Origin of the sequence: Nostoc sp. UIC 10607, from assembly GCF_047228265.1 — a bacterium.
GTDB lineage: Bacteria > Cyanobacteriota > Cyanobacteriia > Cyanobacteriales > Nostocaceae > Nostoc > Nostoc foliaceum_A.
On record NZ_JBIQNW010000015.1, the window covers coordinates 20,838 to 38,118 of the forward strand.

Below are 17,281 nucleotides of genomic sequence, written 5' to 3' on the forward strand. Positions count from 1 at the left end.
TAAACGTGAAATATAGTAGGGGCGCACAGCTAGCTGTGCGCCCTTTGTCTGCAAACGAGATCCGCTACCATAGCTCATAAATGTAAAAACTGGATAACTTTTGTGGTGTTTTACTCCCCCTGTTACCTCTTAACCATGCTCAATCACTTACTAACAGCTAATACTAAACCTTCATGAGCTATTATTCCTTCAGGAAAGGCAGATTTAATATCGACTTGAACCTGATCAAGAAAATCATCATGGTCATCTGGGTGATGATGAGAAATGGCTAGCCGTTTAACGCCAGCATTCAGGGCTGCATTCACCGCAGCTTGCCAAAGTAAATCAGCAGAGTCATGGTTGTGAGAGGTAGGGGGAGTGTAAGTAGCATTGGCAATCAGCAAGTCAACGCCTTGAATGAACTGTAAAATCCGCTCTCGCTCCACTTGATCGGCATTCTGGTGCAAATCCGTGACGTAGGCAACGCTATACTCTTGCCAAGTAACTCGGTAACCAACTGACCGCTGAGTTTGATTGATTAATGCGGTTGTAATAATGACATCATCTAGCTTCACATCACTATCTGGAGTCAGATTGTAAAATTGCAATTCCGACTGCATTACCTGTAAAGGGTAAGGAAAGTGTGGTTGGAGCATCTGATCGTACAGACATTGTTTGATTGAGGCTCCATTTGAGGCAGCTGTGCCGTAAATATGGAAACAATTTTCCAGAATAAATGCGGGAGCAAAAAAGGGAAACCCTTGAATCCGATTTGATTGGCAGTTAGTAAAAAATAAATGGGCTTGTAGTGGCTGTTGCAGTTCTTGCCAAGTTTTACCCAGTATGCGTAAGCCAGTACCGCCATCAAAAATCAAGCGTTTTCCAGCTACATGCATTTCTACACAAGCGGTATTACCACCATAACGGTTGGTGTTGCTACTTGGGGTAGGAATCAAACCTCTTACACCCCAGAATTGCACTAGAAATTCACCTGCTGGACTACTTGGCATGGTAGCTGACTTTTCAGGTATGTAGCTCTGGGAACCCGACAACTCAAAATTTGACATTTTCCTTGAAATTAGACCTTACTAAGCAAGTCATCGTAGCGCCGCACTTCTAAGAGTTGGTTTTTTTCGTCCACAATGACTACTGTAGGAGAGTAACTTTTTAACTCTTCTGGAGTGAAATGCCCGTAAGTCATTATAATCAAGCGATCGCCAATAATGCCTAGACGTGCCGCACCCCCATTTAGTTCAATTACTCCTGAATGGGCTGGAGCCGGGATCGCATAGGTAATAAAGCGCTGACCGTTGGCATTATTAACTACTTGCACCTGCTCATAGGGTAAGATACCAGCTTTTTCCAAAAGGATTTCATCGATGCTGATACTACCCACGTAGTTAATATTCGCCCCTGTGAGGGTGCAGTTATGAATTTTTGCCAAAAGGAGAGTACGCTGCATTTGGGTTTGGGGTTGGTGGCAGATTTTAAAATCCGTGACAAGCGAAAGTTATCAAAGTGAGGAGTTAGGAATAAAAATTTATAACTCTTAACTCCTAACTCCTAACTCCTCTATTATCCTCTATAAGCTTTGACGGATTTTTCTACTAAAGCTGCAACCTTATCCACATCTTGCCAACCGAGAATTTCTGTCACCTTTTTTTCCAAATTTTTATAACTACGGAAAAATTCGGCAATTTCATCTAAGCGGTGTGGCGCTACGTCTTTCAGGGATTTTACCTGAGTGTAGCGTGGATCTTTGTCAGGAACACAAAGGATTTTTTCATCGCGATCGCCACCGTCAATCATCTCCAAGAAGCCAATTGGTCTTGCAGCAATAATGCAGCCTGGAAAGGTTGGCTCGTCAATTATGACCATACCATCTAGGGGATCGCCATCATCAGCCAAGGTATTGGGTACAAAGCCGTAGTCGTATGGATATTGTACCGAGGAATAAAGTACTCGGTCTAGAGCAAAAGCTTCTAGTTCCTTGTCGTATTCGTATTTATTTTTACTTCCGCCAGTAATTTCAATCAGAACGTTGATTAGACCCGGTTTCGGTTGGGCAGGAATACGAGATAAGTCCACAAAAAACTCCTCTGATAACAATGAATTATGGGGGCACTCAGTCAGCTTCGCTCCCCGTGTAGAATTTTAGGGCAATATGGATCTCTTCCCAAGGTATTCATTCCACAGCATTGCTTAACCCAAGCGTATTGCCCCATAACCTATACCGTATTCCTTTGAATTAGCCAAAAAATGGAAAAAGCGTTGCGAAGTTACTTCGCAACGCTTTTTCCAAGAGGGTATTATTCTCTCCTGCCCTTGATTTCTGCGTCTACTCTGTCAAGACAACTGAAATCTGGAGTCACATAATACAGATTCAGCTTATGCCTGATCAACTACATCCACATTTACAGAGGTTATCTAAAAATCAGTTCTCTCCTGTTTGTAGCTCTCCTGCTGGTGAAATGCTACTGGGAAGCTTTATCAATCTTTCCTTCCTTGTAGGTTTTCGATCAGGGGTTGCTGGTTATTTTGGACATCACTTGAAGAATAGTGGGCGATGACAAATACGGGTAGGGTAAGAGTCAACAGAGCGATCGCAGTTCCCACAATGTCTGCCAAACGTTGGGAATATGTGTCGGAAGAATTGGCAGACTGGCTATTTGAATTCATACAAAATTGACGTTTTTCGTATCACTGTGTAGGTCTACTCTCTGAACGAGAGCCTTAATGCTATGTTAGCTATTTTTAGATTGTAAAATGTGTAGCATTCTACAATCTAAACCAGTTTTGCAACTGTCATAACAGCGTTTTTATACATAGAGTTCTTAATACAAAGTTACAAGTAGACAAATCATGTTTTATTTTGTAATTAATATTTTCAGATGTTTCCCTGTATGGTGTAACTGATTGCATACGCAAAACTCACTTTAACAGCATCATAAATTACATTTTTTCGCTGCTTAAAGATTAATTAGCAAAATGTATTTGTTCTATTCTTCATGATTATAACATCCTGCAACGCCTTTGATAAGGTCATTTTACTGGAATTACTAATTTGTGATACAGGACACAAAACCGCAAAAGCACTGAATATCTCTCAGTGCTTTTAATTGTTATACAGTAGTTATACACAAGGATATTTGCCACCAGAGAAGAAATGGCAGGAATGATTTTTGTAACCAATGATAGCTACCGAATAAATACAGATACATTACTCATGTTGTGCAGCATAGATTCAGTGATACCACTAAACAAATATTTAAGAATTTAAAGTTTCAAATCTATGTAATATCACAGCATTTTTGTCAATCTATATATAGGTAGAGTAAAAATGTTTTATAAGGTAGTGTAGAGGCTTATCGTTAAAATTGGCTCATCTTTGAGCAAAATACCCAATTTCCAGATTCTAAATCTGTATAACTTTTTGGATAAATCAAAATCTAAAACGGTAAATTTTATAACAAATTAATCAACTAAAAAAACCGCCACTAAATATAATAGGGCGGTCTGGTTAAGCAATCGGAGGGTAATTAGAGATTACTCTGCTAATAAATAAAATTGCTGTAACGAAGTTTGCACTTGTAAATTAGGGATTGGGTATATTGGGCATAGTTATTCTCCTTATCTCCCACACTCTCTACTCCCTTCCATAAACACTCATTGGTTCTTTAATAAATCGGGTGTAAAGATGCTTAAACGTAGACTTAATTACGCGAGGCATACCAAAATCGATGGGCATTAACTTGTCGGGTAGCCGCCAATCTTCTATTTTTAATAAGTCAGGATTTAAATGCGGAAACTCTATGGCAGCAAGTTCTGGACAAACTCCTAGCCTTTGGGAAGCTGCAACTGTGGGCACTTGTTCAGGAGGAACATTGAGGATTTCTACCATTGCCCGATCTAAAGCAAATATATCTGATGCGGCTGCTAAAATGCCCAACTGGCGAGGTTCACCATTACTGGGGCCATTTCCTTCATGAGCAATTATGCCATCCAATATGGTTAAGTTAGGGTTAATTGCCCTGGCTGTTTCTACTAACATTTCACCAAATCTATTCGCGTCTTTTCCAGCTTCCATGTGCCACCAAGCTTTCATTTTGCCGGGAACGCAACCAAATAAGTTTTTTACGCCCAGTGTTAATGTCAATTGCATATGTGATTTCACTTTCGGTAGGTTAATCACTACATCTGCTTCCATTGCTTCTTTAGATAGCCGCAGATGGTTAAAATTGTCACTGACGGTTTGGTAACGCTGACCGTGAAAATCAATAATAGGAAGATTGAGTTCTTCTAAAATAGGCAGATAGCCATTTGCCACTGCTACGCCCTTGGCACTGCCAAAAGCAGGACTATCGCCCAAAAATGGTTTACCGCCAACCTCAATTACCATCTGGGCAACTTCGTAAACTAGTTCGGCACGGGTGATACATTCTTTACCAGGACGCGTCCCTGTAAGTAGATTAGGTTTGAGTAAAACGCGATCGCCTTTTTTCACAAACGCTGCCATTCCTCCAAAAGGTTCCAGCAGTGTAACTAAAGATTCTCGTAAAGCCTCTCGTTCATAAGATGTAGCCCGGATGAGACTAACAGATGATTTTTGAGTCTGCATGGATAATAAATTACCAGTAATGAAGATATTCTTCTATCTTCCTATTTATACCAATTCTCTAAAATCTCGCGTACTAGCTTAACCTCTGCCGTAACCACAAAGCCAATAAAGGTAATGCTAGTTGATAACCCTGTTCAGCACTATAAATTAAACCTTTGTTCTGTAATCCAGTCAGCGATCCCTGAAGGCTACCACCTCTTGAAAGACCATGTTTTTGAATATATTCTTTACTTTGTGGTTTATCTGTAGGATCTAAAGCCAAAGATTCTAAAAGATGCACCTGATTGGCTGGCAATAACATTAGTAAAGATTCAAAAACTAAAGACAAGTCTTTGAGTAATCCTTCTATTGCCTGCTGCACTGCTGCTTCACTAATTAACCCATCAGGATAAGAAAAAGTTTGCAGGCGGCGAATTATTGCCATTGCGTCGCCAATGTGTCCTTGGACAGCATCTAAAAATAATTGCAGTGCTTGGGAGCGAGAATCAAATTTCATTCCTTGTATATGCAATATCTCCCTAGCCCACAATGCCAAAACGTCATTAGCTAAGGGGGCTAACTGTATAGTTTCTAGCGGATAGTTTGTCTCATCTGGATGATGGCTGATTTCAGCTATGGTTGCTACCAAGACGTAGCTGACATGAGTTTGTACATTGATTTCTCGTCTGAATGTGGCTTCCCACAAACCATTGCGATCCCAAGAGCGAATGTGCGGAAAACCCTGCAAAATCAGCACTACCCGCTTATTTAAACCAATAGCCATAATTTGGAGCAAATTGAGCAAAATTTCAAATGCTTGCCATAACTGCTTTTGGTTCAGGGAACGCAATGACTTAAGTTTACCTTCTGGATGAAAGACAAAAAACTCATTGCCAAAGTTGCTTACCCAGTCTTGAATTTGTGCTGCTTCCCAGTTTTGGCTAATTGTCTCTGTTAGCAGGAGGATAAATCGCTCTCCATCTGTAGCGCGGATGCAGTCTATCTCCAAGACGATCGCACCAACTTCTTGAGCAGCCCCTCGCACTAAAGTTCGTCGCCCACTACCAGGTACGCCAGTAATTAGCAAGTCTCCATCTTGGGCTAGTACTTCGACAATTCGCTGAAATTCTAGCGATCGCCCAACTAATTGTAAAGGAGTAGACAAATCCAAATTCACCTAGTTTTTGCCCTTGGTTTTAATCCCCACTTAATGGCAAGCATACTCACTTGCATGACTACTGAGCAAGCATTGAAAGTAATTATGATAATAGTCAATTTTTATTAGTGCTTATTTGTATTTAGCACTTACTCTTAGTGCTAAAACTTATTTAACACTAAATTAAGGAATATGTATGGTACAGGCAGCATCTCCCATTGCACCCCAAGAAAAGCAATTCACCGTTTGGCATACTTTGGAAATTTCTGAAATGATCGCTCGCTTGGATAGTGATGCTGAGAATGGTTTGAGTAGTGCAGTAGCCAAACACTTATTGACAAAAGTGGGGGCAAACGAACTCACAGGCAAGAAAAGCAAACCTTGGTGGTTAAAATTTTTACTGCAATTTAACCAACCACTGCTGATTATTTTGTTGTGTGCGGGTTTAGTAAAGGCGCTAACTGGCAGCTTGGTGAATGCTGGTGTCATCTGGGGAGTGACTACCACCAACGCCATCATTGGATTTATTCAAGAATCAAAAGCCGAAAGTGCGATCGCTGCCCTCGCCAAAGCAATTACCACAGAAGCAACCGTCATCCGTGATGGTCAAAAATTACGCATTGCTTCTGGTGAGTTAGTGCCTGGAGATATTGTTTTATTAACTTCTGGTGATAAAGTCCCAGCAGATTTACGGTTAATTCAAGTTAAAAATCTACAAATAGATGAATCTGCCCTGACTGGTGAATCTCTAGCAGTAGAAAAGAATACTCAAACTTTAAAACCAGATATTGCTCTAGCCGAGCGCAAAAACATGGCTTATGCGGGTGGCTTCGTTACCTTTGGGCAAGGTACTGGTGTTGTAGTTGCCACAGGGAACACCACAGAAACAGGGCGGATTTCTCAGTTAATGGAGCAACACACAGATATTTCTACTCCCTTAACTAGAAAATTCAATAAATTCAGCCAGAATTGGCTATATATGGTGTTAGGATTAGCAGCCCTCTGCTTCGTGGTGGGATTAAGCTTTCGAGGTTTTCAAGAAGCTTTAGAAGCAGCAGTTGCTTTAACAGTCAGTGCAATTCCTGAAGGATTACCAGCAGTAGTGACAGTCACCCTAGCCATAGGTGTTTCCCGGATGGCACGACGCAACGCTATTATCCGCAAATTACCAGCCGTGGAAACCTTGGGGAGTGCAACTGTTGTTTGCTCTGATAAAACTGGGACTTTGACAGAAAACCAGATGACAGTACAGGCAATTTATGCCGGGGGATATCAATATACTCTCACTGGTATCGGTTACACACCGGAAGGCGAAATCCTGATAGATGACAAACCCGTGAACCTCAACAGCCATAAAGGTTTGCAAGAATGTTTAATCGCAGGCTTGTTGTGTAACGATTCCCATTTAGAAAAGAAGAATGGTAGGTGGGTAGTAATGGGAGATCCCACAGAAGGCGCATTAATTGCATCAGCAAATAAAGCAGGTTTTAGTCAGCCTACCTTAGTTAAGCAAATGCTAAAGGTAGATGCGATTCCCTTTGAATCAGACTTTCAATACATGGCGACTTTGCACGCCACACCCCAAGGTAAGACTATTTATGTCAAGGGTTCAGTCGAGGCAATTCTCCAGCGCTGCACCCTGATGTTGAACACTGATGGACAACCCCGCCCGTTGGATTGTGTAGAAACATTACGGCAAAGCAGCGTCGAGCGGGAAGTCAATATTATGGCACGGCAAGGCTTGCGGGTATTAGCTTTAGCGAAGAAAGTAGTACCTGATGGGCAAAATACACTAGATCATCCAGATATTGATACCGGGTTAATTTTCATCGGCTTGCAGGGAATGATCGATCCGCCGCGTGAGAGTGCCATTAAGGCAGTACAAGCCTGTCAGGAAGCGGGAATTGAGGTCAAAATGATCACTGGCGATCATGCTATCACAGCGCAGGCGATCGCCCGCCGCATGGGCATCAACAAAAATGGTTCAGTTCTGGCTTTCACAGGTGCAGAACTAGCAAAAATGGATCAAACAGAACTTGCCCAAGTTGCCCAAGAAGGTGTAGTCTTTGCCCGTGTCGCCCCAGAACAAAAGCTACGTTTAGTCGAAGCTTTGCAATCAAAAGGTGAAATCGTTGCTATGACAGGAGATGGTGTCAACGATGCACCAGCCTTAAAACAAGCAGATATTGGGATTGCGATGGGTGGTGCTGGTACAGAAGTTGCCAAAGAAGCCGCAGATATGCTGCTTACCGATGATAATTTTGCCTCCATTGAAGCTGCTATAGAAGAAGGACGGGCAGTTTATAAAAATCTGCTCAAAGCAATTTGCTTTATTTTGCCTGTCAATGGTGGTGAATCAATGACAATTTTAATTAGCACATTGTTAGCCAGAGATTTACCAATTTTATCTTTACAAGTTCTGTGGCTCAATATGCTCAATTCTATTACTATGACAGTGCCTTTAGCCTTTGAGCCAAAGGCGCAAAACATCATGCAACAATCACCCCGTCATCCTAATGAACCATTAATTTCAGGAAGTCGGTTACAACGAATCTTAGCAATTTCTCTATTTAATTGGGTTGTCATATTTGGAGTATTTGAATATATCCGCCAAACTACAGGTAATATTGATTTAGCCAGAACAATGGCGATTAACGCTCTCATTGCCGGACGGATATTCTATTTATTGAGTATTAGTCAATTAATCCCGAATTTGATTGCCAAGATGGACGGCACAATTAAAGAGAACGTTGATATTCCTGCTATTGGCTTTGGGATTTTAGGGGCAATTGTTTTGCAAATTATTTTTGCTCATGTGCCATTAATTAATGAAGTTTTTGAAACAGCACCATTAAACTTGCAGCAGTGGCTATTTTGTTTAGCAGTTGGTTCACCAATGATTTTGTGGGCTACAGTAGTAAATCGTTTTGATCCGCCAAATTAAATACAGCCAAAAACGAACCGCAGAGAACGCAGAGAACGCAGAGTTATGAGAGGTTTTTTTCTCTCTGTGTACTCTGCGCCTCTGTGGTAGCCTGCGGTAAGCCGCTTTGCGTCTACGTTAAAAAAATTGACACTAATCGATCTGCTTTGATTCTCGACTCAAAGGTAAAATACCACTCATCTGTTCTAGATTTAACACTGTGGCTAAATCTGTTTCACTCATCAATCCGCGTTCTAAAACAATTTGCCGTAAAGATTTACCAGTTTCTAAAGATTCTTTGGCGACAGCTGCGGCATTTAAATAACCGATGTGGGTATTTAGTGCGGTTACTAAGGCTAAACTACCTTCTGCATAAGCTAAACAACGTTCCTGGTTTGCTGTGATTCCTTCAATGCAACGTTCTGTAAGGACAGCGATGGTATTGCCGAGAATTTCGATGCTGTGAATCAAGTTATAGGCAATCAACGGCATCATCACATTTAATTCTAATTGTCCGGCTTGGGCGGCTAAAGCGATCGCACTGTCGTAACCCATCACCTGAAAACACACCATTGATGTCATCTCTGCCATCACGGGGTTATATTTCCCTGGCATAATTGAGGAACCGGGTTGCACTGGAGGGAGTTGAATTTCTTTCAAGCCTGTTTTTGGCCCCGAATCCATCAGTCGCAAGTCGTGAGATATTTTGACTAAATCCTGCGCTAAGTTGCGTAAAGCACCGGAAACATTTACAAATGGGGCCATACTCTGCATAGCTGCCATAAGATGCGGTGCAGGTTCTAAAGGAGTATCAATCAATTCTGAAAGAACTTCTACCACACGGGCGCGATATAGAGGATGAGTATTTAACCCGGTTCCCGCTGCACTACCTCCTAAACCCAGCACCATCAAATCCCCAGAGGCGGTGTAAATCCGGTTTTGATGTTCTGTGAGGATTTGTGCCCAAGCCCGAAAATTTTCACCCAAACGCACGGGTACAGCGTCCTGTAAGTGGGTTCTGCCAGATTTGACAATATCTTGGAATTCTACAGCCTTGTTTTCTAAGGATGCGATCGCACCATCTATTGCTGGGTGTAATGTCTTGGATAATGCCAATAATCCACCAATGCGAATTGCGGTAGGAATCACATCATTGGTAGACTGCCCATAATTAACGTGGTCATTAGGACTAACACGTTTATAATCGCCCTTTTCCTCACCAAGAATTTCTAAGGCGCGATTTGCCAAAACTTCGTTGATATTCATGTGGTGAGATGTTCCAGCACCCGCCTGATAAACATCGACAACAAATTGATCTCGGAACTTCCCAGCCAGGATTTCATCAGTTGCTTGGACAATCGCCTGACTAATATCTTGGGGAATGCAATTTAGTTCTCCATTCACAATTGCTGTAGCTTTTTTAATTATCAATCCAGCATCTACGTAAGTATGCAAAGGTTTGATACCACTAATTGGGAAGTTTTCGATTGCCCGAAGTGTTTGAATGCCGTAATAAACGCTACTAGCAATTTGGCGATCGCCCATCGAATCTCGTTCGATGCGAAAATCTATATTTTCAGTCATAGTATTGTTTGGATGATCTTTAAAGTACAGATCATGCCATGCAAATGATACTCAGGCCCTTTTTACTATGTCCAATCCTTCAGCACCAATTCGGGAATTGTCGTGGCTAGGGAATTTCCTTGGCGTACAAAAAATCTTTTTTTAGCTACGATACAAAACTAACAAATAGCACGAAGCGAAGTCAAAAGTCTTATTAAATAGGCTTTTTAGCGTTTTTAAGTGGTTGCTCCATCACGTTGTAATGTACCATCCAATACAATTAAGTACAGAAAAATACTGAAATAAAAAGGGACAGGCAAAGTCACTTCTCCCTCCGACTATTCAATGTATCTTTACTTAATTAAAGGATAATGTCGCTTCCAGCATTTCCTACCGCTACAAATAGTGCTGGCGCTCCTGCAATCTGAATTTCAAATTCAGCAGCAAGATCGAAATCGAGGTTACCTCGAAGAATGCCTCCGCTATAACTGAGATGACCGAGGCCGTTGCCACCGAAAGTGAAGGCTTGGTTGCCTGCTAAAAATGGGTTAGCGTCAATGGTAGATAAATCGATTTGATCGCCTAATCCAAAACCGTTGCCAACGAAACCACTGATCACATCGCGCAGTACACCAGGTTGACTGTCTGAAATCAAGTCGAAATCGAACACATCGTTACCCAATCCGCCGATGAGACTGTCAGTTCCGGCACCACCTCTGAGAATGTCGTTGCCCAACCCACCAAAAATAGTATCGTTACCACCCAACCCAGAGAGTATATTATTGCCACTGTTGCCGTTGATGACATTGTTGCTGGCGTTACCTGTGCCGTTAATTGCTGCTAACCCTGTCAAAGTTAAGTTTTCCAAGTTAGCACTCAGGGTGTAGCTGACTGAAGCTTGTACAGTGTCTATGCCGCCCAAAGCATCACCAAATTGTTCAGATGCGATATCAAATATGTTGTCTACGATGTAGGTGTCATTGTTGTCACCCCCATCCAGGTTGTCGGCACCTGTACCCCCATTGAGGACATCATTGCCATTACCACCTCTGAGGATGTCGTTCCCGCCATTGCCGTTCAAGTTATCGTTACCACCCAACCCAGAGAGTACATTGTTAGCATTGTTGCCGTTGATGACGTTGTTCTTGGCGTTACCTGTGCCGTTAATTGCTGCTACCCCTGTCAAATTCAGGTTTTCTAGGTTAGTACTCAGGGTGTAACTGACTGAAGCCTCTACCGTATCTACGCCGCCCAAAGCATCACCAAATACTTCGGATGCTACATCAAGTGCGTTGTCTACGATGTAGGTGTCATTGCCATCGCCACCATCTAGGTTGTCTACACCTGTACCCCCAAAAAGGAAATCATTGCCGCTACCACCTCTGAGGATATCGCTGCCACTACCGCCTCTGAGTTCATCGTTGCCAGCGCCTCCATTGAGTTGATCGTTACCATCCAACCCGAAAAGTTTATCGTTACCACCCAACCCAGAGAGTATATTATTGCCACTGTTGCCGTTGATGACATTATCCTTGGCGTTACCTGTACCGTTAATTGCTGCTACCCCTGTCAAATTCAGGTTTTCTAGGTTAGTACTCAGGGTGTAACTGACTGAAGCCTCTACCGTATCTACGCCGCCCAAAGCATCACCAAATACTTCGGATGCTACATCAAGTGTGTTGTCTACGATGTAGGTGTCATTGCCATCGCCACCATCTAGGTTGTCTACACCTGTACCCCCAAAAAGGAAATCATTGCCGCTACCGCCTCTGAGGATATCGCTGCCACTACCGCCTCTGAGTTCATCGTTGCCAGCGCCTCCATTGAGTTGATCGTTACCATCCAACCCGAAAAGTTTATCGTTACCATCCAACCCAGAGAGTATATTATTGCCACTGTTGCCGTTGATGACATTATCCTTGGCGTTACCTGTGCCGTTAATTGCTGCTACCCCTGTCAAATTCAGGTTTTCTAAGTTAGTACTCAGGGTGTAACTGACTGAAGCCTCTACCGTATCTACGCCGCCCAAAGCATCACCAAATACTTCGGATGCTACATCAAGTGTGTTGTCTACGATGTAGGTGTCATTGCCATCGCCACCATCTAGGTTGTCTACACCTGTACCCCCAAAAAGGAAATCATTGCCGCTACCGCCTCTGAGGATATCGCTGCCACTACCGCCTCTGAGTTCATCGTTGCCAGCGCCTCCATTGAGTGTATCGTTCCCATTACCGCCTCTGAGAGTGTCGCTGCCACCTAAACCGCTCAGGATATCGTTTCCATCGAAGCCGTCCAGGATATCGTTGCCTGCGGTTCCAATGAGTATATCGTTAAAATTGGTACCTGCCATAATGAGCTTCTCCTTAAATTAGAGGATGTTTGAAAATTATTAGAGGAATCGTTCAAGCTAGTCTTTACAAAAATTCGTGTATTTTTACACGAATTTTAGCTACGTATAGCGTCTCGTAGACAGCATTACTAGGCTTTTCACGATTCATCGCATCATTGCGACTTGCACAAATGTTTTATCTGTCTCAGGGAAATCCCTGAGCAGTATTTTGTTCGAGAAAATTACTGATAGTAGAATGACAAAACTTTTTTACGAAAACAATACGACGATCGCCGTAGTTAATTGTGAAGCAGTAATCATCTACCTATAAAAAGCCGTGAAAAATTTGTCACAAAATGATTTGCAGAGGATTCTGCTTTTTTTGCGATCGCTTTACGCACCTTGCAGTATTGATAAATTTCCCATACAAATACTGACAGCTTTACCAAAGTTAGTAGGTGCAGAAACATTTGCAATAGGCAGTTTCAACATTCGGGGTACACCCTTCTTGCCCAGGTTCTACACGTTTCCCCATCCTGAAGTAGGCATGGCTGCGGAATCATTCACATCTCAACGTCAAAAATTTTTTACTCATCCAGTTGCAAAACGTTATGTCAAAACACTGGATGGACAAGCACTAGCAATTTCAGATTTTTTTAGTGAGCCAGAGTTTCAACGCAGAGAAGCTTTTTATGCTTTTTTTCAGTCCCTTGGGTTGAAGGATCAGATGGCGATTCACTTTGAGCTTCCTTCCATAGGGAATGCCGATCAGTTTCATCAAGGACAAGACCACTTAGTTGTATCAATCAACCGCGATCGCCGGAACTTCACTGAGCGCGATCGCTTAATTCTGAATTTAATTCGTCCGCAGTTAGAGCAGGCATATCAGAACATTGCCGCATTTACTCAAGTACAGGAACAACTTAGCCAGCTAAATCAGGCAACCGAACAAGTAGGTTTAATTGCTCTATTTCTTGACGGCAAAGTGGAGTGGATAAGCCAAAAAGCTGGAGACTTACTACATAAATATTGCCCACTATCAAAGCTGCCAAACTCGCTACCTGACATCCTTCAAAGATGGATAAATCATCAAATATCTTTACTAAAACAGTCAACCGAGATTCCTTCTCCTGTGCGTCTACTTCACCTGGAATACAATGGAACTCAGCTGACGGTGAGACTGAATTATCATGCAGCACTTGAACGGGTTTACCTGCTGTTGGAAGAAATTCAACCTCATGTGTTTTCAGTTAAATACTTAGAAATGCTGGGGTTAACCAAACGGGAAGCTGAGGTGCTATTTTGGGTAGCGAGAGATCCGAGTACCCATGAAATTTCCAAGCAGTTGGGAATGAGCGATCGTACAGTTAAGAAACATTTGGAAAATGTTTACAAAAAATTTGGTGTTCAAAGCCGCCTTGGTGCGGTCATGTACGCATTACAGAAGTTGAGTATTGTCAATCTTTAAATATCGATTCAAGTGTAGTTCGTTGTGTCCTAATGTTTGAGAAATATGGTATTTTAGTGTATTTGCCTCAGCAACAAGCAATCTATTTAAAAAATGAACAAGATATATTGCCAGTACCCGATTTAGTCAGTGATTTACATTTGACATTAGGGCAATTATTTGCTTGGTTAAAATTATAGATAATTCCTCAACCCAAATCATGACTTTACCCAACTGGATTACTTTTTCTCGCCTTCTGGCTGTACCATTTCTGCTTTACGGCTTATATAATCCCACAGATCAAGCTAAGTGGATATGTTTGGCGATTTTTCTTGTCGCCGCATTGACTGATTGGTTAGACGGTTATTTAGCGCGGAAACTCAACCAAGTTAGTGATTTAGGTAAGTTTCTTGACCCGTTAGTGGATAAATTTCTCGTACTTGCACCGTTAATGGTGTTGATTGAACTGGGAAAAGTGCCAGCTTGGGGAGTGTTTTTGATTTTAGCGCGGGAATTAGCGATCGCTGGTTGGCGGGTAAGTCAAAAGACGATTACAGGGGCGAATATTTGGGGTAAACTCAAAACTGTTAGTCAAATAGTTGCGATCGCACTTTTAATTGCACCTCTGGGTGAAGTGTGGCAAACTCCCTCTCTGATTGCCTTTTGGATTTCTGTCGCCCTGACTTTAATATCTGGAGGTCTTTATCTTTTGCCCCAAAAAGCTAGCACTGCTGATTGATACATCTACTGTATCGTCCCTGTATATCTGAGATTTTCCCAGATAATCATGACAAAATATTTGTAGTTAGGTAAGAAATTTCTAACAGTGCCCAAGAAAATTCGGGAACTAAAAGCAATGCTCCTTAAAGCTGGATTTACTTATAGAAGCGGCAAAGGCAGTCATACAGTATGGAGCCATCCTTTGCTACTTTACAGCCTCACTTTGTCTGGCAAAGACGGAGCAGATGCAGATCGTTACCAGGAAAAAGATGTTAGAAATGCGCTTATAGAAATAAAACTACCGGAGGAAGAAGAAGACAAAGGAGAACAGGAATGAAACCACAATATAGTATTGTAATTCAGTGGTCGATGGAAGATAAAAAGTACATTGTCAGCCTACCTGAGTTTGGCCCCTATGCACACACTCATGGAAATACCTACGCGGATGCTCTCAATAATGGTGAGGAAGTGCTGGAACTTTTGATTGAAGATTACCAAGCACAAGGAAAACCACTACCAGAGCCTTTGACTGCAAACGTTTCTTTTCGGTTTGTGCAATCCTCACCCTAATTATATGAACACTCAGTAATTTCAAAAATAATTCAACAGAATTTTATAGGAGTTCTGAGGTATAGTTCTTATTCTTAACTCCAAACTTCTAAGTTTTTTCATGCCATCCAAAACCTTACCACCGCCTTTGAAACCTGGAGACTTACTACGAGTAATTGCCCCTAGTGGTGCTTTGCGAGAATTTGAGGCATTTGAACGGAGTATAGAAATTTGGCGATCGCGTGGTTATCGAGTAGAAGTCAGTCCTCAGATAGATGACAAATGGGGTTATCTCGCTGGAACAGATGAAAACCGCCGTCAGCAATTAGCCACAGCATGGCAAGATCCTGATTGTCGCGGTATTCTCTGTGCCAGAGGCGGTTTTGGCAGCACCCGCATTTTAGAAGATTGGAATTGGCAAGCAAACTCAGCGTTTCCAAAGTGGCTCATAGGCTTTTCTGATATCACAGCCCTGTTATGGAGCCTTTATACAGTAGGCATTTCCGGTGTTCACGCTCCCGTGCTGACGACCTTGTTAGATGAGCCAGATTGGTCAATTGAGCGATTATTCGATTCGGTAGAGGGTCGCCCTCTCGCTCCTCTCAAAGGTTGCGGGTGGGGTGGTGGGGTTGTTAATGGCATTTTATTGCCAGGTAATCTCACGGTTGCGACTAACCTTTTAGCTACATCAATCCTGCCACATCTGGATGGTGTAATTCTGGCGTTAGAAGACGTTACAGAAGCACCCTATCGCATCGATAGGATGCTAACGCAGTGGCGTTTGAGCGGTGCTTTGTCACAAGTCTGCGGTATTGCTTTGGGCGGTTTTACTCGCTGCGAAGCGCCGCCAACTGTATCTAGCTTTAGTGTAGAAGAAGTATTGCGCGATCGCTTGGGTGATTTGGGTATTCCTGTTGTCTCTGATTTACCTTTTGGTCATAATAGCCCCAATGCAGCTTTACCAGTGGGTGTAGAGGTAACTTTAGATGGGGATGCGGGGATATTAGCGATCGCGCATCCATATTAAGTTAAAATCAGATTCGCTTCTGGTTAAGTGTTTTAAAATCTCAAAGTAAATGACTATATCAGAGGTTTATTTTGGTAGCATTTCCATATAAAAAACTATAGATAGTGTAAAGTATTACATGTTTGAACGCTTGCGGTGATTATTCAAGGAAAATGTGATTTATGGATAAAAACTTAATAATTGATGTTGGTGTTCACACAGGCGAGGATACAGAGTTTTACTTAAAAAAAGGCTTTCGAGTTGTTGGTATTGAGGCTCATCCTGAGCTTTACGAAGCTACAAAAAAGCGACTAAATTTATATATAGAAAATGGTCAACTTACCCTTCTAAATATTGCTGTATCACCGAAAGATGAGCCAGTCACTTTTTACGCCAACTTGGAGAGAAGCTTTTGGGGTACAACTTCACCAGATTGGGCTATTCGAAACGAAAGCTCTTTTGATGCGCCTTCCATCGAGATGGTTGTAGAAGGGCGGAGATTTGAAAGTATTTTGGAGGAATTTGGCATTCCCTACTATATCAAAGTAGATATTGAAGGTGCTGATTTATTATGCATACAGGCATTACGGCACTTTGATAATAAACCACAGTTCCTGTCTATAGAATCAACCAAGACTTCTTGGAAGGAACTGCTGGAAGAATTTGCGCTGTTAAAAGAACTTGGTTATCACAAATTCAAAGCCATCAGTCAGGGACACGTACCTAAACAATTCTGTCCTTCACCAGCAAAAGAAGGTCAGTATATCACACATCAATTTGAATATGGTGCTAGCGGGCTTTTTGGAGAAGAAACCCCAGGTAGTTGGCTTTCTGAGAGTGAAGTAATCAAGGTCTATAAAGGCATTTTTTTGACTTATAAAATAATCGGAGTGAATGGGATTATCTATCGATTTCCTGTGGGGAAAATGTTACTAAACAGGCTAAATATCAAAGAACCTTGGTACGATACTCATGTTAGTTTATAAACACAGTAGTTTTTATCTTTACACAT

15 protein-coding genes are annotated in these 17,281 nt (G+C 42.1%); 7 read left to right on the forward strand and 8 right to left on the reverse strand.

The window, feature by feature from the left end:
* Positions 1-143 precede the first annotated feature (143 nt).
* The 6 genes from ACEYW6_RS15640 to ACEYW6_RS15665 all read right to left on the reverse strand — a co-directional run bounded on the left by ACEYW6_RS15640 (position 144) and on the right by ACEYW6_RS15665 (position 5,753).
* Positions 144-1,046: an MBL fold metallo-hydrolase gene (locus ACEYW6_RS15640; protein WP_412980428.1), complete on the reverse strand. Its 903-nt coding sequence runs from the start codon at positions 1,044-1,046 to the stop codon at positions 144-146.
* An 11-nt stretch (positions 1,047-1,057) separates the two neighbouring features.
* Positions 1,058-1,441 carry an aspartate 1-decarboxylase gene (panD, locus tag ACEYW6_RS15645; protein WP_190896252.1) on the reverse strand — a complete coding sequence of 128 codons (384 nt, stop codon included), beginning with the start codon at positions 1,439-1,441 and terminating at the stop codon, positions 1,058-1,060.
* A gap of 113 nt (positions 1,442-1,554) precedes the next feature.
* On the reverse strand, positions 1,555-2,067 hold the full coding sequence (locus tag ACEYW6_RS15650) for an inorganic diphosphatase (RefSeq protein ID WP_094349222.1): 513 nt from the start codon (positions 2,065-2,067) through the stop codon (positions 1,555-1,557).
* Positions 2,068-2,469: 402 nt separating this feature from the next.
* Positions 2,470-2,658, reverse strand: coding sequence for a hypothetical protein (locus tag ACEYW6_RS15655; protein WP_196510076.1), 189 nt, complete (start codon positions 2,656-2,658; stop codon positions 2,470-2,472).
* A 967-nt stretch (positions 2,659-3,625) separates the two neighbouring features.
* Positions 3,626-4,597 carry a DUF362 domain-containing protein gene (locus ACEYW6_RS15660; protein ID WP_412980429.1) on the reverse strand — a complete coding sequence of 324 codons (972 nt, stop codon included), beginning with the start codon at positions 4,595-4,597 and terminating at the stop codon, positions 3,626-3,628.
* A gap of 73 nt (positions 4,598-4,670) precedes the next feature.
* The gene (locus tag ACEYW6_RS15665; RefSeq protein WP_412980430.1) at positions 4,671-5,753 is read right to left on the reverse strand and encodes an ATP-binding protein; all 1,083 of its coding nucleotides are present in this window, start codon (positions 5,751-5,753) and stop codon (positions 4,671-4,673) included.
* A 175-nt stretch (positions 5,754-5,928) separates the two neighbouring features.
* Here ACEYW6_RS15665 and ACEYW6_RS15670 point away from each other — a divergent pair, with 175 nt between their 5' ends.
* On the forward strand, positions 5,929-8,676 hold the full coding sequence (locus tag ACEYW6_RS15670; protein WP_412980431.1) for a cation-translocating P-type ATPase: 2,748 nt from the start codon (positions 5,929-5,931) through the stop codon (positions 8,674-8,676).
* 132 nt (positions 8,677-8,808) lie between these two features.
* On the opposite strand, the gene ACEYW6_RS15675 is transcribed toward ACEYW6_RS15670, so the two are convergent.
* Together ACEYW6_RS15675 and ACEYW6_RS15680 are read right to left on the reverse strand one after the other, a co-directional pair.
* Positions 8,809-10,239 carry an aspartate ammonia-lyase gene (locus ACEYW6_RS15675; protein ID WP_412980432.1) on the reverse strand — a complete coding sequence of 477 codons (1,431 nt, stop codon included), beginning with the start codon at positions 10,237-10,239 and terminating at the stop codon, positions 8,809-8,811.
* 340 nt (positions 10,240-10,579) lie between these two features.
* A complete protein-coding gene (locus ACEYW6_RS15680; RefSeq protein WP_412980433.1) occupies positions 10,580-12,568 on the reverse strand; it encodes a calcium-binding protein in 1,989 nt (662 codons plus the stop codon).
* Between the two features lie 316 nt (positions 12,569-12,884).
* Here ACEYW6_RS15680 and ACEYW6_RS15685 point away from each other — a divergent pair, with 316 nt between their 5' ends.
* The 6 genes from ACEYW6_RS15685 to ACEYW6_RS15710 all read left to right on the forward strand — a co-directional run bounded on the left by ACEYW6_RS15685 (position 12,885) and on the right by ACEYW6_RS15710 (position 17,255).
* Complete coding sequence (locus ACEYW6_RS15685) at positions 12,885-14,015, forward strand: LuxR C-terminal-related transcriptional regulator (RefSeq protein WP_412980434.1); 1,131 nt, start codon at positions 12,885-12,887, stop codon at positions 14,013-14,015.
* Between the two features lie 199 nt (positions 14,016-14,214).
* On the forward strand, positions 14,215-14,733 hold the full coding sequence (pgsA, locus tag ACEYW6_RS15690; protein WP_412980507.1) for a CDP-diacylglycerol--glycerol-3-phosphate 3-phosphatidyltransferase: 519 nt from the start codon (positions 14,215-14,217) through the stop codon (positions 14,731-14,733).
* An 87-nt stretch (positions 14,734-14,820) separates the two neighbouring features.
* Positions 14,821-15,051, forward strand: coding sequence for a type II toxin-antitoxin system HicA family toxin (locus tag ACEYW6_RS15695; protein ID WP_412980435.1), 231 nt, complete (start codon positions 14,821-14,823; stop codon positions 15,049-15,051).
* Positions 15,048-15,284 carry a type II toxin-antitoxin system HicB family antitoxin gene (locus tag ACEYW6_RS15700; RefSeq protein ID WP_412980436.1) on the forward strand — a complete coding sequence of 79 codons (237 nt, stop codon included), beginning with the start codon at positions 15,048-15,050 and terminating at the stop codon, positions 15,282-15,284. The genes ACEYW6_RS15695 and ACEYW6_RS15700 overlap by 4 nt, the downstream gene beginning before the upstream one ends.
* 100 nt (positions 15,285-15,384) lie before the next feature.
* Entirely contained in the window at positions 15,385-16,290 is a 906-nt protein-coding gene (locus ACEYW6_RS15705) for a S66 peptidase family protein (RefSeq protein ID WP_412980437.1), read from the forward strand.
* Positions 16,291-16,451: 161 nt separating this feature from the next.
* Positions 16,452-17,255: an FkbM family methyltransferase gene (locus ACEYW6_RS15710; protein WP_412980438.1), complete on the forward strand. Its 804-nt coding sequence runs from the start codon at positions 16,452-16,454 to the stop codon at positions 17,253-17,255.
* The last annotated feature ends 26 nt before the right edge of the window (positions 17,256-17,281 follow it).

Bases quoted from the DNA above. Each gene is read 5' to 3' on its own strand.
- ACEYW6_RS15640 (WP_412980428.1), bottom strand. From the start codon at position 1,046: ATGTCAAATTTTGAGTTGTCGGGTTCCCAGAGCTACATACCTGAAAAG.
- panD (WP_190896252.1), bottom strand. From the start codon at position 1,441: ATGCAGCGTACTCTCCTTTTGGCAAAAATTCATAACTGCACCCTCACA.
- ACEYW6_RS15655 (WP_196510076.1), bottom strand. From the start codon at position 2,658: ATGAATTCAAATAGCCAGTCTGCCAATTCTTCCGACACATATTCCCAA.
- ACEYW6_RS15660 (WP_412980429.1), bottom strand. From the start codon at position 4,597: ATGCAGACTCAAAAATCATCTGTTAGTCTCATCCGGGCTACATCTTAT.
- ACEYW6_RS15670 (WP_412980431.1), top strand. From the start codon at position 5,929: ATGGTACAGGCAGCATCTCCCATTGCACCCCAAGAAAAGCAATTCACC.
- ACEYW6_RS15675 (WP_412980432.1), bottom strand. From the start codon at position 10,239: ATGACTGAAAATATAGATTTTCGCATCGAACGAGATTCGATGGGCGAT.
- ACEYW6_RS15680 (WP_412980433.1), bottom strand. From the start codon at position 12,568: ATGGCAGGTACCAATTTTAACGATATACTCATTGGAACCGCAGGCAAC.
- pgsA (WP_412980507.1), top strand. From the start codon at position 14,215: ATGACTTTACCCAACTGGATTACTTTTTCTCGCCTTCTGGCTGTACCA.
- ACEYW6_RS15700 (WP_412980436.1), top strand. From the start codon at position 15,048: ATGAAACCACAATATAGTATTGTAATTCAGTGGTCGATGGAAGATAAA.
- ACEYW6_RS15705 (WP_412980437.1), top strand. From the start codon at position 15,385: ATGCCATCCAAAACCTTACCACCGCCTTTGAAACCTGGAGACTTACTA.
- ACEYW6_RS15710 (WP_412980438.1), top strand. From the start codon at position 16,452: ATGGATAAAAACTTAATAATTGATGTTGGTGTTCACACAGGCGAGGAT.